Annotated in this window: 14 protein-coding genes; 11 read left to right on the top strand and 3 right to left on the bottom strand. The window is 64.7% G+C overall.

Annotated features, from left to right (window positions below):
• Positions 1-70 precede the first annotated feature (70 nt).
• Positions 71-475, bottom strand: a complete 405-nt coding sequence (locus XH88_RS00480) for a TIGR02300 family protein (RefSeq protein WP_271613471.1) — start codon at positions 473-475, stop codon at positions 71-73.
• 161 nt (positions 476-636) lie between these two features.
• On the opposite strand from XH88_RS00480, the gene aroA reads away from it, so the two are divergent.
• From aroA to XH88_RS00425, 11 genes are all read left to right on the top strand, one after another.
• The gene (gene aroA / locus XH88_RS00475; protein ID WP_271613470.1) at positions 637-1,974 is read left to right on the top strand and encodes a 3-phosphoshikimate 1-carboxyvinyltransferase; all 1,338 of its coding nucleotides are present in this window, start codon (positions 637-639) and stop codon (positions 1,972-1,974) included.
• Positions 1,971-2,609, top strand: a complete 639-nt coding sequence (gene cmk / locus XH88_RS00470) for a (d)CMP kinase (RefSeq protein WP_271613469.1) — start codon at positions 1,971-1,973, stop codon at positions 2,607-2,609. Before aroA ends, cmk begins: the two co-directional genes overlap by 4 nt.
• 267 nt (positions 2,610-2,876) lie before the next feature.
• Positions 2,877-4,583 (top strand): 30S ribosomal protein S1, encoded by a 1,707-nt coding sequence (gene rpsA / locus XH88_RS00465; RefSeq protein ID WP_164938351.1) that lies wholly within the window; start codon positions 2,877-2,879, stop codon positions 4,581-4,583.
• A 263-nt stretch (positions 4,584-4,846) separates the two neighbouring features.
• Positions 4,847-5,827 carry a signal peptide peptidase SppA gene (gene sppA, locus XH88_RS00460; RefSeq protein ID WP_271613468.1) on the top strand — a complete coding sequence of 327 codons (981 nt, stop codon included), beginning with the start codon at positions 4,847-4,849 and terminating at the stop codon, positions 5,825-5,827.
• Between the two features lie 182 nt (positions 5,828-6,009).
• A complete protein-coding gene (locus tag XH88_RS00455) occupies positions 6,010-6,315 on the top strand; it encodes an integration host factor subunit beta (RefSeq protein ID WP_007598410.1) in 306 nt (101 codons plus the stop codon).
• 71 nt (positions 6,316-6,386) lie between these two features.
• Complete coding sequence (locus XH88_RS00450; RefSeq protein WP_271613467.1) at positions 6,387-6,779, top strand: lipopolysaccharide assembly protein LapA domain-containing protein; 393 nt, start codon at positions 6,387-6,389, stop codon at positions 6,777-6,779.
• Positions 6,780-6,843: 64 nt separating this feature from the next.
• Entirely contained in the window at positions 6,844-7,503 is a 660-nt protein-coding gene (locus XH88_RS00445) for a phosphoribosylanthranilate isomerase (RefSeq protein WP_271613466.1), read from the top strand.
• A complete protein-coding gene (trpB, locus tag XH88_RS00440; protein ID WP_271613465.1) occupies positions 7,500-8,717 on the top strand; it encodes a tryptophan synthase subunit beta in 1,218 nt (405 codons plus the stop codon). Before XH88_RS00445 ends, trpB begins: the two co-directional genes overlap by 4 nt.
• The gene (gene trpA / locus XH88_RS00435; RefSeq protein WP_271613464.1) at positions 8,714-9,556 is read left to right on the top strand and encodes a tryptophan synthase subunit alpha; all 843 of its coding nucleotides are present in this window, start codon (positions 8,714-8,716) and stop codon (positions 9,554-9,556) included. The genes trpB and trpA overlap by 4 nt, the downstream gene beginning before the upstream one ends.
• A gap of 112 nt (positions 9,557-9,668) precedes the next feature.
• A complete protein-coding gene (gene accD, locus XH88_RS00430; protein ID WP_271613463.1) occupies positions 9,669-10,610 on the top strand; it encodes an acetyl-CoA carboxylase, carboxyltransferase subunit beta in 942 nt (313 codons plus the stop codon).
• Entirely contained in the window at positions 10,607-11,950 is a 1,344-nt protein-coding gene (locus XH88_RS00425; RefSeq protein WP_271613462.1) for a bifunctional folylpolyglutamate synthase/dihydrofolate synthase, read from the top strand. The genes accD and XH88_RS00425 overlap by 4 nt, the downstream gene beginning before the upstream one ends.
• Before the next feature lie 117 nt (positions 11,951-12,067).
• Here XH88_RS00425 and XH88_RS00420 read toward each other — a convergent pair whose 3' ends face one another.
• Complete coding sequence (locus tag XH88_RS00420) at positions 12,068-13,075, bottom strand: ATP-dependent DNA ligase (RefSeq protein ID WP_271613619.1); 1,008 nt, start codon at positions 13,073-13,075, stop codon at positions 12,068-12,070.
• Between the two features lie 144 nt (positions 13,076-13,219).
• Positions 13,220-13,540, bottom strand: a complete 321-nt coding sequence (gene trxA, locus XH88_RS00415) for a thioredoxin (protein ID WP_092289405.1) — start codon at positions 13,538-13,540, stop codon at positions 13,220-13,222.
• Positions 13,541-13,602: the final 62 nt, after the last annotated feature.

The raw sequence follows: 13,602 nt of genomic DNA, 5'->3' as shown, positions 1-13,602 counted from the left end.
GGGGGATCACTCCCAACCGGCGAGCCAGCGACTCGCGCGGTGCACCCTTTTTCACAGATCAGGGCTGATCTCAAGTCTCTTCATCACCTCCGACATCACCAATGATGTCGGTCACGTCCTCATCGCCCTCTTCTTCGTCGGCAATGAAGGTCGAATCATCGTCATCGTCGTCGTCGAGGGTCTCGTCGACCTCGATATCGTCCTCGGATTCGGGGACGACGGCCTTGACCTTGCCGGTGTTCTCCTCGGCATCGGCCTCCTCGAGCGAGACCAACTCTTCGGTTTCCGCCGGCTCCGGCGCGGTGTCCTGGGCCATGTTGCGGGCTTCAGCGCCACGGCCGCGCGCGGGCGCTATCGGGGCGATCGGCACCACCTCGCCGGTATAGGGCGAGATCACCGGATTCTTGTTGAGGTCGTAGAATTTCTTGCCCGTGGTCGGGCAAATACGTTTGGTTCCGAGTTCGGACTTGGCCACGGCAGAGGAATCCTGGGAATGTCTGAAAAGCGGTGCTTCACTTGGCTAGTTGGCGGCCCGCTGTCAATAGCGCATTACGAGAGAAAGACATGCTCGTGACGGCGGGGAGACCATGTGGTACCTGCCCGCAGCCCCCCTGGGGCGCATCCAAGGACACAATCTTGACCCATTCCGACAAGCCGACACCGCTGACGTCGCGCTCAAGCGGTCCCCTGACCGGAAAAGTACGGGTGCCCGGGGACAAGTCGATCTCCCACCGCGCCCTCATCCTGGGTGCGCTGGCGGTCGGCGAGACCCGGATTACGGGCCTGCTGGAGGGCGAGGACGTCCTCAACACGGCCAAATCCATGCAGGCCCTTGGCGCCAAGGTCGAGCGCACCGGCGATTTCGCCTGGAAGGTTCAGGGCGTGGGCGTCGGAGGCTTCGCCCGGCCCAAGGCGGCGCTGGATTTCGGTAACTCCGGCACCGGCTGCCGGCTGGTCATGGGCGCCGTCGCCGGCTGTCCGATCTCGGCGGTGTTCGATGGCGACGCCTCGCTGCGCAGCCGCCCGATGCGCCGGATCCTCGATCCGCTCGAGAAAATGGGGGCGAAGGTGATCTCCGGCGGTGAAGCTGGCCGGCTGCCGCTGACCCTGCAGGGTGCGCGCGACCCGCTGCCGATCACCTACAAGACCCCGGTCGCTTCGGCCCAGATCAAGTCGGCGGTGCTGCTGGCGGGCCTGGCTGCGCCCGGCACCACCACTGTGATCGAGAGCGAGGCCAGCCGCGATCACACCGAGCTGATGCTGAAGCATTTTGGCGCTGACATCACCTCGGTGCAGGAAGGCCAGCATGGCCGCCGCATCACCTTGGTGGGCCAGCCCGAGCTGCATGGCGCCACCGTCGTGGTGCCAGCCGATCCATCTTCGGCGGCCTTCCCGATCGTCGCAGCGTTGATCGTCGAGGGCTCGGACGTCGTGCTGTCGGATGTGATGACCAATCCGCTGCGCACCGGCCTTTTCACGACGCTGCGTGAAATGGGTGCTTTCATCGAGGAAAGCGAAGTCCGCCACGATGCCGGCGAGCCGATGGCGCGCTTGCGCGTGCGCGCATCAAAGCTGCGCGGCGTCGAGGTGCCGCCGGAGCGCGCGCCCTCGATGATCGACGAATACCTGGTGCTGGCGGTCGCGGCCGCCTTCGCCGAAGGCACGACCATCATGCGCGGGCTGCAAGAACTGCGCGTCAAGGAATCCGACCGGCTCGAGGCCACCGCCGACATGCTCCGCGTCAACGGCGTGAAGGTCGCCGTGTCCGGCGACGATCTGATCGTCGAGGGTCGCGGCCACGTGCCCGGTGGCGGCACGGTCGCCACTCACATGGATCACCGCATCGCGATGTCCGCGCTGGTGATGGGCTGCGCGTCCGATCAGCCGGTGACCGTCGACGACACCGCCTTCATCGCCACCAGTTTCCCGGATTTCATTCCGATGATGCGGTCGCTGGGGGCCGAGTTTTCATGATCATCGCCATCGACGGACCCGCGGCCTCGGGCAAGGGCACGCTCGGCAAGCGCCTCGCCCATCATTACGGCTATCGTCATCTTGATACCGGCGTGATCTATCGCGCGGTCGCCTATGCCCTGATGCAGTCGGGCGCCGATCTCCGGGACGAGGCCGCGGCCGTCGCGGCGGCGCTGGAGCTCGATCCCGAAAAGTTCGGTAATCCCGCCCTGAAGACCCAGGCGGCCGGCGAGGGCGCCTCGATCGTCTCGGCGATCCCCAAAGTCCGCGAGGTCCTGCTTAATTTCCAGCGGCAATTCGCCGCCGATCCGCCCGGCGCCGTGCTGGACGGCCGGGACATCGGAACCGTGATCTGCCCGCATGCCGACGTGAAGATCTTCGTCGTCGCCGACCCCAGGGTCCGTGCCCGCCGCCGCACCATGGAGGCGAGGGCGAGGGGCGAGGAGGCCGATGAGGCGGCAGTGCTCGCCGACATCATCCAGCGCGATGAACGCGACAAGAACCGGCCCGTTGCGCCTTTAAAACCGGCCCCGGATGCTTACTTGCTAGATAACTCCCAACTGGATATAGAAGGCGGCGTCCGGGCCGCCATCGACATTATCGAGGCCGTCCGAGCGGGCCGGCCGCGGGGTTAAGCCGCAGCCGTCATTGGAGGAAGCGCCCGCTCCCGCTCTTTGAGGTCGATACTCTCGGTTCCTGTTTCGGGACCGACGCGATCCAGGCTCCGGACACAAGAATTTCCACGTATCGAACGCGCGGGCCCTGCCGGCCCGCTTCCGCTGTTTCGGCGTCGAGCCGGAGCAACGAGCGGTCGCTCGAAGGTCTTGCGGGCCTTCCGACACTGCGCGCGCGATACGCCCTTGAACCCAACGGCCGGCAAGACATCCGCAACTGGAGAACAAATGGCTTCGACTTCCGCTGATACCTACAGCCCGTCGCGTGACGATTTCGCCGCGATGCTCGACGAGTCCTTCGCAGGTGGCAACCTTCAGGAGAGCTCGGTCGTCAAGGGCAAGGTGGTTGCAATTGAAAAGGACATGGCCGTCATCGACGTCGGCCTGAAGACCGAGGGCCGCGTCGCCCTGCGCGAATTTTCCGGCCCCGGCCGTGACTCTGACCTCAAGGTCGGCGACGAGGTGGAAGTGTTCCTCGATCGCATCGAAAACGCTCTCGGCGAGGCCGTGCTGTCGCGCGACAAGGCGCGCCGCGAAGAGAGCTGGGGCAAGCTCGAAAAGGCCTTCCAGAACAACGAGAAGGTCAACGGCGTCATCTTCAACCAGGTCAAGGGCGGCTTCACCGTCGACCTCGACGGTGCCGTGGCCTTCCTGCCGCGCTCGCAGGTCGACATCCGTCCGATCCGCGACGTTGCGCCGCTGATGAACAACTCGCAGCCGTTCCAGATCCTCAAGATGGATCGACGCCGCGGCAACATCGTGGTGTCCCGCCGCACGGTGCTCGAAGAGACCCGCGCCGAGCAGCGTCAGGAGCTGGTGCAGAACCTCGAAGAGGGTCAGGTCATCGACGGCGTGGTCAAGAACATCACCGATTACGGTGCGTTCGTTGACCTCGGCGGCATCGACGGCCTGCTGCACGTCACCGACATCGCGTGGCGCCGCGTCAACCACCCGACCGAGGTGCTCTCGATCGGCCAGACCGTGAAGGTCAAGATCATCAAGATCAACCACGAGACGCACCGCATCTCGCTGGGCATGAAGCAGCTGCTGGATGATCCGTGGCAAGGCATCGAAGCCAAGTACCCGCTGGGTGCCCGCTTCACCGGCCGTGTCACCAACATCACCGACTACGGCGCGTTCGTCGAGCTCGAGCCGGGCATCGAAGGCCTGATCCACGTCTCCGAGATGTCGTGGACCAAGAAGAACATGCACCCCGGCAAGATCGTGTCGACGTCGCAGGAAGTCGACGTGCAGGTGCTGGAAGTCGATTCCGTCAAGCGCCGCATCTCGCTCGGCCTCAAGCAGACCATGCGCAACCCGTGGGAGGTCTTCGTCGAAGGTCACCCGACCGGTTCGGTGGTCGAGGGCGAAGTCAAGAACAAGACCGAGTTCGGTCTGTTCCTGGGCCTCGAGGGCGACGTCGACGGCATGGTCCATCTCTCCGATCTCGACTGGAAGCTTCCGGGCGAGCAGGTGATCGACAACTACAAGAAGGGCGACATGGTGAAGGCCGTGGTGCTCGATGTGGACGTCGAGAAGGAGCGCATCTCGCTCGGCATCAAGCAGCTCGAAGGCGACCCCTTCGCCGAGCCGGGCGATGTCAAGAAGGGCGCGGTCGTGACCTGCGAAGTGCTCGAAGTGAAGGAAAGCGGTATCGAGGTGAAGATCACCGGGACCGACTTCTCGACTTTCATCAAGCGCTCGGAGCTCGCGCGTGATCGCAACGACCAGCGCGCCGAACGCTTCGCCGTCGGCGAGAAGGTCGATGCCCGCGTGATCCAGTTCGACAAGAAGGCCCGCAAGGTCCAGGTGTCGATCAAGGCGCTCGAAGTCGCCGAAGAGAAGGAAGCCATCGCGCAGTACGGCTCCTCGGATTCGGGTGCGACGCTCGGCGACATCCTGGGCACCGCGCTCAAGAACCGCGACAGCAAGTAAGCAAAACTCGCCTTTTGCTGACATCAAAGCCCCGGCGCGAGCCGGGGCTTTTTTGTTGGGTGCCTGTAGCCCGGATGGAGCGCAGCGAAATCCGGGACGGTCTTTCCGTGCGGCAGTAACCCCGGATTGCGCTGCGCTCCATCCGGGCTACGCAGTCACAGCCTTGTTTTCTTCAAATTGCGCCGCAATTGATGTATCCAGACAAGCTGATGGTCACAATGTGACGGCACAACGCCGGCGGCCTTTCATTTGGAGATATCTCGATGTCGCTCGATTCGGACATCATCGTCGATCGCCGCAGGATCCGTCGCAAGCTGACGTTCTGGCGCGTGATGTCCGCGCTGATCGCGATCGCTGCGATCGCGAGCTTTGCACTGATCGCGACACCGGGTGCGAGGGGCACGTTCGCCTCTGCCGGTGCGATCGCGCGCGTGCAGATCGACGGCTTGATCCGCAGCGATGCCGAGCGCACGCGGGCGCTGGAGCGCCTGGAGAATTCGAGGGCCGCCGCCGTGATCGTCCACATCAATTCGCCGGGCGGCACCACGGCTGGATCCGAGCAGCTCTATGATTCATTGACACGGCTGAAGGCGAAGAAGCCCCTGGTCGTCGTGGTCGAAGGTCTTGCGGCATCCGGCGGCTACATCACCGCGATTGCGAGCGACCACATCATCGCCCAGCAGAGCTCGCTGGTCGGCTCGATCGGCGTGTTGTTCCAGTTTCCCAACGTTTCGGAACTCCTGAAGACCATCGGGGTCAAGGTCGAGGAAGTGAAGTCCACGCCGCTGAAGGCCGCCCCCAACGGTTTTGAGCCGACCAGCCCGGAAGCGCGGGCGGCGCTGGATGCGCTGGTGAAGGATTCCTATGCCTGGTTCAAGGATCTGGTGAAGCAGCGCCGTGGCATGGATGACACGCAGCTGGAAAAAGTCGTCGATGGCCGTGTCTTCACCGGCCGCCAGGCGATCGGTCTCAAGCTGGTCGATCAGCTCGGCGACGAGAAAACCGCGGTGACCTGGCTCGAGGAGCAGAAGGGCGTCAAGAAGGGTCTTTCGGTCCGCGATTACAAGCTCGAGCCGCGTTTCGGCGATCTGACGTTCCTCAGGACAACTGCCGCCGTCACGCTGGAAGCGCTTGGATTCGGCTCGATTGCGCATCAAATCGCGCAAACCGGCGTGGTGCAGGCGGTCGATCGCGTCGGCTTGGATGGAATGCTGGCCCTGTGGGAGCCGGCCGCGTCGAATTAAGCGGAATAGACGGGAACAACGCGAGTTTCGGACTTTTTTCCCGTCTGGCGGGTAGCCGCGCAGCCCGGTTTTTCGGCATTTGTCACGCATTTTCACGGCACCGGGCGTTCATTTAGCGTCTTGACAGATCAAGGCATTTTCACGGAAATGGTCATCCGCACGCTTCCGGGTCCTATCTCTCGATGATCAAATCCGAACTTGTTCAGCGTATCGCCGAGCACAACCCGCATCTGTACCAGCGGGATGTCGAGAACATTGTGAATGCGATTCTCGAAGAGATCGTAGCGGCCCTCGCGCGCGGCGACCGCGTCGAGCTGCGTGGCTTCGGCGCTTTCTCGGTCAAGCATCGCCCCGCACGCGCCGGGCGCAATCCGCGTACCGGCGCCCATGTCCCCGTCGATCAGAAGAGCGTTCCGTTCTTCAAGACCGGCAAGGAAATGCGCGAGCGGCTGAACCGCGACCATCCGGATCCGGGCGCGCCCGACTAGGCCCGTCGTCCAGATTTTACCTGTTGGCCGCATGATGCGGCCGCAAGCCTGATTCAAGACGAGCGATCGCGATGCGAAAGTTCCTGACCGCGCTGATCGTGATTCCGCTGGGCCTGATCCTGGTGACCTTTGCCGTGGCCAACCGGCATTTCGTCACCGTCTCCTTCGATCCTTTCATGGCGGCAGATCCGGCCCTGTCGATCACGCTGCCGCTGTTTCTGCTGCTGATCCTGGTCGCCGTCGTGGGCGTGGTCGCCGGTGGCTGTGCCGTCTGGTTCGGCCAGCGGCATTGGCGCCGCGCGGCGCGCCGGCATGAGGCGGATGCCCGGGCCGCCCGGGTCGAACTGGCCGATCTGCGGGCCCAGACCGCCCCGGCCAAGCCGGAGGCCCAGCGTCTCCCGGTGCGCTCGGGGATGGGCCTTTACGGACCCATCGGGCGAGACAAGCAGCGCGCGACGTTGTAGAAGCGGCCCGACCGAAAAGCCCGTTTCCCGGCCGCCACTTGCGGCCTCCCTTTGCTTTGAGACCATGTCCCTGCTCGTCAAAATCTGCGGCCTGTCCACGCGCGAGACGCTCGATGTGGCGCTCGACGCTGGCGCCGACATGGTCGGGTTCGTGTTCTTTCCGCCCTCGCCGCGGCATGTCTCGCTGGAGACGGGGCGCGAGCTCGGCCGGCAGGTGAAGCGGCGCGCGCTGAAGGTGGCGCTCACCGTCGATGCCGACGACGCCACGCTCGACAACATCATGGATGCGCTGTCGCCGGACATCTTCCAGCTCCACGGCAAGGAGAGCGTGGCGCGGCTGCGCGACATCAAACAGAGGTTTGGCCGCCCGGTGATGAAGGCGGTGCCGGTCGAAACGTCGGCCGATCTCGCCGCGCTGCCCGGCTACGCTGCGGTCGCCGACCGCATCCTGTTCGACGCACGCGCGCCCAAGGATGCGACGCGGCCCGGCGGCCTCGGTGCGCCGTTCGACTGGCATCTGCTGCAAAACCTGGAGCTGGATCTCCCGTATATGGTTTCGGGCGGCCTCGATGCCCAAAACCTCGCCGAGGCCGTCCGCGTCACCCGCGCCGGCGGCGTCGATGTGTCCTCCGGGGTCGAGAGCGCCCCTGGCGTCAAGGATCCGGAATTGATCAAGGCCTTCATTCGCGCCGCGCGCGCCACCCAAGAGTTGAGCGTTCGATGAACATCGCCAAACCAAATTCCTATCGCAGCGGGCCCGACGAGCGCGGCCATTTCGGCATTTTCGGCGGACGCTTCGTCGCCGAAACCCTGATGCCGCTGATCCTCGATCTGGAGAAGGCCTACACCGCGGCCAAGGCCGATCCGGCCTTCCAGGCCGAGATGAACGGCTATCTCAAGAACTATGTCGGCCGGCCCTCGCCGCTTTATTTCGCCGAGCGTCTCACCGAACATCTCGGTGGCGCCAAGATCTACCTGAAGCGCGAAGAGCTCAACCACACCGGTTCGCACAAGGTGAACAACGTGCTCGGCCAGATCATGCTGGCCCGGCGCATGGGCAAGAAGCGCATCATCGCCGAGACCGGCGCCGGCCAGCACGGTGTTGCCACCGCAACGCTGTGCGCGCGCTTCGGCCTGGAATGCGTGGTCTATATGGGCGCCGTCGACGTCGAGCGGCAGCAGCCCAATGTGATCCGCATGGAGATGCTGGGCGCGAAGGTGTTTCCGGTGCAGTCGGGCACGCGCACGCTGAAGGACGCGATGAACGAGGCGCTGCGCGACTGGGTCACCAACGTGCACAACACGTTCTATTGCATCGGCACGGTGGCGGGTCCGCATCCTTATCCGACGCTGGTGCGCGATTTCCAGTCGATCATCGGTCACGAGACCAAGGCGCAGATGCAGGAGGTCGAGGGCCGTCTGCCGGATTCGCTGGTCGCCTGCATCGGTGGCGGTTCGAATGCGATGGGCCTGTTTCACCCGTTCCTCGATGATCCCAGCGTCGAAATCTTTGGCGTCGAAGCCGCAGGCCACGGGCTCACCCAGCTGCATGCGGCGTCGATCGCTGGCGGCCGTCCCGGCGTGCTGCACGGCAACCGCACCTATCTGCTGATGGATGCCGACGGCCAGATCCAGGACGCGCATTCGATCTCGGCCGGGCTCGACTATCCCGGCATCGGCCCCGAGCATTCCTGGCTGCACGAGGTCGGCCGCGTGAATTATCTCTCGGCGACCGATGACGAGGCGCTCGCCGCGTTCCAGCTGCTCTCGAAGCTCGAAGGCATTATCCCCGCGCTCGAGCCCGCGCACGCCATCGCCAAGGTGATGGAGCTCGCGCCGAAGCGGCCGAAAGACCACCTGATGGTCGTCAATCTCTCCGGCCGCGGCGACAAGGATGTCCCGCAGGTCGGTGATATCCTGAGGGGCAAGAGCAAGTGACCACGCGTATCGACACCCGTTTTGCCGAGCTGAGGAAGCAAGGCCGCTCGGCCTTCGTGACCTTCCTGATGGCTGGCGATCCTGATCCCGCGACCTCGCTCGAGATCATCAAGGCGCTGCCGAAGTCGGGCGCCGACGTGATCGAGATCGGCATGCCCTTCACCGATCCGATGGCCGACGGCCCGTCGATCCAGGCCGCAGGGCTTCGCGCGCTCAGGGCCGGGATGACCCTGAAGAGGACGCTCGAACTCGTGCGCGGCTTCCGCAAGGATGATGACGCCACGCCGATCGTGCTGATGGGCTATTACAATCCGATCTACGTCTATGGTGTCGACAAATTCCTCGTCGATGCCAAGAGCGCTGGCGTCGACGGTCTGATCATCGTCGATTTGCCGCCGGAGGAGGATGACGAACTGTGCCTGCCCGCGATGAAGGCCGGCCTGAACTTCATTCGTCTGGCGACGCCGACGACGGACGACAAGCGCCTGCCGGCCGTGCTCGCCAACACGTCGGGCTTTGTCTACTACGTCTCGATCACCGGCATCACGGGTGCTGCAGCTGCGGACTCCTCCGCGGTGAGCGAGGCGGTGGCCCGAATCAAGCGACACACCAAGCTGCCGGTCTGCGTCGGCTTCGGCATCCGGACGCCGGAGGCGGCGCGCGCCATTGCCGAGAAGGCCGATGGTTCGGTGGTCGGCACCGCGCTGGTCGATGCGCTCAAGAACAGCCTCGATGCAGAGGGGCGGGCGACCGCCAAGACCATTAACGCCGTGGCCGAGCTGACCGCAGCCCTGGCCAAGGGCGTCAAGGACGCCAAAGCCAAAACAGCGGCCGAATAGGCCATAATTCCGCTGATCAAGCGGGCGACGCGGCGGCTTGCCGGGCGAAGGCCCGGCCGCCATATATCCCTTCAGGCGGTCCTTAAGCGGGACCAGCACTTCGGAGCAAACCATGAACTGGCTTACCAATGTGGTCCGGCCGAAGATCCGCAACATGCTGCGGCGGGAGACGCCGGAGAATCTGTGGATCAAGTGCCCGGATTCAGGACAGCTCGTGTTCTACAAGGACGTCGAGGCCAACCAGTTCGTCATCCCCGGCTCGAACTACCACATGCGCATGGGCGCGGTGGCGCGGCTGAAGTCGATCTTCGACAATGAGACCTGGTTCGACGTCGCCCTGCCCGAGGTCACGCCGGATCCGCTGAAGTTCCGCGACGAGAGGAAATACGTCGACAAGATCAAGGATGCGCGGGCGCGCACCAATCTGAATGACGCGGTCAAGGTCGGCTACGGCAAGCTCGAGGGCGCCGGCGTCGTCGTCGCCGTCCAGGATTTCGACTTCATGGGCGGCTCGCTCGGCATGGCCGCAGGTGAGGCCATCGTGCGCGGGATGGAGCTCGCGGTCGAGAAGAAGTCGCCCTTCATCGTGTTCGCCGCATCGGGCGGCGCGCGCATGCAGGAGGGCATCCTGTCGCTGATGCAGATGCCGCGCACTACGGTGGCGGTGCAGATGCTCCGCGAAGCCAAGCTGCCCTACATCGTCGTGCTGACCAATCCGACCACCGGCGGCGTCACCGCCTCCTATGCGATGCTCGGAGACGTGCAGATTGCCGAGCCCGGCGCGCTGATCGGCTTTGCGGGTGCGCGCGTGATCGAGCAGACGATCCGGGAGAAGCTGCCGGAAGGATTCCAGCGCGCGGAGTATCTGAAAGAGCACGGCATGGTCGACATGGTCGTGCATCGCCACGAGCTGCGCCCGACCCTCGCGCGGCTCTGTCGCCTGTTGACCAAGGCGCCGGCGCTGGAGAGCGCCTCGAAACCGGCGCAGGCTGTCGCCAGCCCGGCGCAGATTATATCGGCCCCTGAAACGGCGCCGGCTGCGCCCCACGCGTGAACGCCTCTCCTGACAGCACAAAGTCGCCACTCGATGCAGTGATCGGGCGGCTGTCGGCCCTGCACCAGAAGCGTATCGATCTCGGTCTCGAGCGGATGCACCGCCTGCTCGAGCGGCTCGGCCACCCCGAACGCAAGCTGCCGCCCGTGATCCATGTCGCCGGCACCAACGGCAAGGGCTCGACGGTGGCATATCTGCGCGCCACCCTGGAGGCAGCGGGCCTGCGCGTCCACGCCTACACCTCGCCCTATCTCGTCCGCATCAACGAATGTTTTCGCCTGGGCCGTCTCGGCGGCGGTGTGCTCGTTTCCGACGACGAATTGTGTGCTGCGCTGGAAGAGGTCGAACGCGTCAATGCCGGCGAGCCCGCGACCGTGTTCGAGCTGAAGACGGCCGCCGCGATCCTTCTGTTCGCGCAGAACCCCGCCGATGCGGTGCTGCTTGAGGTCGGCCTCGGCGGCCGGCTCGATTCGACCAACGTGGTCGACGCGCCGGCGGCCTGCGTGATCACGCCCGTCAGCATGGACCACATGGATTTTCTAGGGGCGACCCTGGCATCCATCGCTGCCGAGAAGGCTGCGATCATCAAGCCGGGCGTGGCCGTGATCTCGGCCGAGCAGTCGCCGGACGCGATGGCGGTGATCGAGGCGCAGGCCAAGCGCATGCGGGCGCCGCTGTTTGCCGCGAACGAAAGCTGGCACGTCAATGTCGAGCACGGGCGCCTGGTCTATTCCGACGACCGGGGCCTGATGGATCTGGCGGCGCCGCGCCTGTTCGGCCGCCATCAGTTCGACAATGCAGGCCTTGCGATCGCGACGCTGCGCGCGATACCCACGTTCAAAGTCAACCACGCGGCATTCGAGGCCGGTATCGTCGGCGCCGAATGGCCGGCACGGATGCAGCGCATCACCTCGGGCGAGTTGCTCTCCTGGGGGCCGCAGGGTTCGGAAATCTGGCTCGACGGCGGGCACAATGCCGAAGGCGGCCGCGTCGCCGCCGCCGCGCTCGGCGATCTCGAAGAGCGTGTCTCGCGGCCTCTGGTCGTCATCGCAGGCATGATGGCCAACAAGGATGCGCAGGCGTTCCTCGCCAATTTCGCCGGCCTCACCCGTCACATTATCGCGGTGCCTATACCCGACACCGAGAATGCGATGCCGATCGATCGTCTTGCCGACGCGGCGCGCAGCCTCGGCATGCGCGTCGAGATCGCGCCCGGCATCGAGGCCGCGCTGCGGGCGCTGTCGCGGCTCGCCTACGAGGTGCCGCCGCGGATTCTCATCACCGGTTCGCTCTATCTCGCCGGCCACGTGCTCGGGCTCAACGGCACGCCTCCTGCATAATCTCTCCTGTCCCGTGTAACGCTGTTCCGCAGAGCCGGATCCAGGAGCCGCATAGATGGACCCCGGCTCAGCAACGCATCGTTCACGCGGGGCTGCGTCCGGGAACGAACCCGAATATCACTTCAACATCTTCATCGGGTCCGCCACCTTCTGCTTCAATTGCTCGCACGTGCACTGCCGCGGCGCCTTGTCCGGGCGCCAGCGCAGGATCGAGGTGCCGTGGCGAAAGCGCTCGCCGCTGAAATGGTCGTAACAGACCTCGATGACGAGCTTCGGCTTGAGCGGGCACCACTTTGCCGAGCGTTCCGTGGACCAGCGGCTCGGCCCGCCCGGCGCGTTGCCGGTGAAGCCGGGCTCGCCGGTCAGCGCCTCGAGCCGGTCGGTCAGGGCAGGCTTCTCAGCAGCCTTGATCGCCGAGGTGAAGCCGACATGGTGCAGAGTCCCCTTGTTGTCATAGAGCCCGAGCAGCAGCGAGCCCACGACTTTCCGACCCGCGATCTGGTTGGTCGCATAGCGGAAGCCTCCGACCACGCAATCGGCACTGCGAAATTTCTTGATCTTCTGCATGCCGTCGCGATTTCCCGCCTGATAGGGCAGGTCGATGCGCTTGGCGATCACGCCGTCCGAACCGCCACCGGATTGTGCCAGCCATTTTTGGGCGGTGGCGAAGCTCGTCGTCGCGGGTGAGAGGCGAAAGAGACTGCCCTTCAGATTGGCTTTCGCAAAGGCTTCCAGCGTCGGCCGACGCTCGGCGAGCGGCGCTTCGGCAAGCTCATTCTGCTTGGCGGTCGCAAGCAGATCGAAGACGAGATAGAGCGCCGGCGTTTCCTGCGAGAGCTTCTTCACACGGCTTGCGGCGGGATGAATCCGCTGCAGCAGTGCGTCGAAGGAGAAGCCCTTGGCTTGCGGCACGACGAGCTCGCCGTCGAGCATGAACCGGTCCGCCCTCAATTTCAGCGCAGCGGCGACGATTTCAGGAAAATAGCGCGCGAGGTCCTCGCCGGATTTCGAGCGGAGATCGACGTGGTCGCGCTCGCGCGAGAGCAGGCAGCGAAAGCCATCCCATTTCGGCTCGTACTGCCACTCCTTGCCGCGCGGGATCGCATCGACCGACTTCGCCTCCATCGCAACCAGCGAAGCCGTTTTTCGCGCGCGTTTTGTGGGAGGGACCGGCAAGGGCGGGACTCATCATACGCAGGACACGTCCCGTCAACGCAAACGGCCGGCATTTCGCCGGCCGTTGTCGAAAATAATTTGTGGCGCGGTGGATCAGACCGCAGAGGTGATCCACTGCTGCAGCTTCGCCTTCGGGGCGGCGCCGACCTGGCGGGAGGCCATCTCGCCACCCTTGAAGATCATCAGGGTCGGGATCGACATCACGCCGTATTTCGACGCCGTCTTCGGGCTCTCGTCGACGTTGAGCTTCACGATCTTGACCTTGTCGCCCATCGCGCCGGCGATCTCGTCGAGGGCGGGCGCGATCATGCGGCAGGGGCCGCACCACTCGGCCCAGAAATCGACGACCACGGGGCCGTTCGCCTTGAGCACTTCGGCTTCGAAATCGCTGTCGGAAACCTTGCCAACGGCCATGGGAGTACCTCACTCGGTTGAAAGAGAATCGGCGCGACCTGGAATCGCGCCGGGGATCATGG

Origin of the sequence: Bradyrhizobium sp. CCBAU 51627, assembly GCF_028128765.1 — a bacterium.
GTDB lineage: Bacteria > Pseudomonadota > Alphaproteobacteria > Rhizobiales > Xanthobacteraceae > Bradyrhizobium.
The sequence above is the reverse complement of the archived record's forward strand: the minus strand, read 5'-3'. Positions and strand labels throughout refer to the sequence as shown.